At 67.1% G+C, this 1,662-nt stretch carries 1 protein-coding gene; it reads right to left on the minus strand.

Annotation, left to right across the window (positions count from 1 at the left end):
• Nucleotides 1-1,612 (minus strand): ISAzo13 family transposase (locus tag ABD366_RS43345; RefSeq protein ID WP_344443659.1); only part of this gene is annotated, 1,612 nt, incomplete at its 3' end.
• Nucleotides 1,613-1,662 lie beyond the last annotated feature (50 nt).

The raw sequence follows: 1,662 nt of genomic DNA on the forward strand, positions 1-1,662 counted from the left end.
CGGTGGGGCTGCTGTTCGCGAGGAATGCGGCAACGTCGGCGGGTGTGCGGAACCTGGCTGTCGAGGCTGGAATAATGTGACCGTGCTCGGCCAGGAGGGGCCGGACTTGGTGAACGGCCCTCGTGAGGGTGCTGCCGTTGACTCCGAAGAGTTGGGCGAGTAGGTCTCGGGTGCCGAGTTTGCGCAGGTAGAGCACGGTGGCCAGGACTCTGTCGGCCGTGGTCAGCTTGTCCTTGGCGCCTGCGCCGCGAGCCCGGACGCGGTCGCCTCCTCGCTGCTGTCGCCGCCCTTGCTCACGTAACTCGTCCAGTGTCTGGCCGAGTTGGCTGATCAGTTCGGCGAGCTCCGGCTCAGGCATCCCTGTCAGCTCCGGGTCGCGCAGACACCCGGTGCAGGGCTGCGGGGACAGGCTGCCGACTGATCGAGGGCTCTTAGCTGTGGCGGGGGCTCGAGGTGAGGGGTGAAGGGTGTAGTTCCAGTCGCCGTGGAAGCGGTGCCGGTGCATGGGCAGGGCGTCGATGTCGCTGTCGGTGACCTTGATGCCGGTGTTGTAGGTACCCGGGTCGAGTACGGCGTGCACAGTCAGCCCGGTGCGGGTGGTGGTCGCCGCGATGCTCTTTACGATGACGTCATGGCTGGTCAGAGGACAGCCTCGCCAGTTCATGGAGATGTGGGAGAACAGCCGATGCTCGATTTTGTTCCACTTCGAGGTACCCGGCGGCATGTGGCAGACCGTGATGGTCAGGCCCGTCTCAGAGGCCAGGGCGGCGAGTTCGGTCTTCCAGGCTCGGGTGCGGTAGCCATTGGACCCGCCCGCGTCCGCGGTGATCAGTAAACGGGTGGCGGCCGGATAGTCGTGCCGGCCTCGGCCCTGCCACCAGCGGCGGATGGAGGCGACAGCGAACGCGGCCGTGTCGTGATCGGTGCCGACACTGACCCAGCCGGTGTTCGCGGCGATGTCGTAGATCCCGTACGGGATCGCCTTGCCCGGCCCCTGACGGTCCAGGAAGTCGTGTGTCTTGACCAATGGCGGCTCGCCCTGGGGCCGCCACTGACGGCCAGCGTTCTTATAGTCGCCGACGAGTTCCTTCTTCTTCGTGTCCACGCTGATCACCGGCTGGCCGGCATTCATGTGTTCCTGGGCGCGCTCGCTGATATAGCGGAACTGGCCGTCACGGTCCGGATGTTGCCTGCCCTCGAGCGTCTTGGCACCGGCCTGAAGGCTGAAGCCTTCCTCTCGCAGCAGGTCTCCGACGGTGTCCGCGCTCACCCTGTGCCCGCGACGGGTGAGCTCTGCGGCGAGGGTCCTGGTCGACTTCACCGTCCACCGCAACGGCGACATCGGATCACCCCGCTCGTCCGGCTCCACCAGCGCCAGCACCGCGGACCGCAGACCCGGATCACGATCCACAGCCCGTTTACGGCCACCACCGGGCCTGCGTACCCGCCCCAACGGCGCCTCACTGGCCCCCAACTCGGCGACGCCTTTACGGACCGTCGTCTCGCTGACCTGGGCCGCCCTCGCGACCGCCCGAATGCCGCCGTGCCCCAGGGCCCGCGCCTCCGCACCCATCAACAAACGGCGCTGCCGCTCGTCCAGGTGCGGGAACATCACCCCGAACTTGGTGGAGAGTTGACCTCGGGTCTCGTCAGATATGCCCA

The sequence above is a fragment of the Streptomyces kunmingensis genome (genome assembly GCF_039533535.1).
GTDB lineage: Bacteria > Actinomycetota > Actinomycetes > Streptomycetales > Streptomycetaceae > Streptomyces > Streptomyces kunmingensis.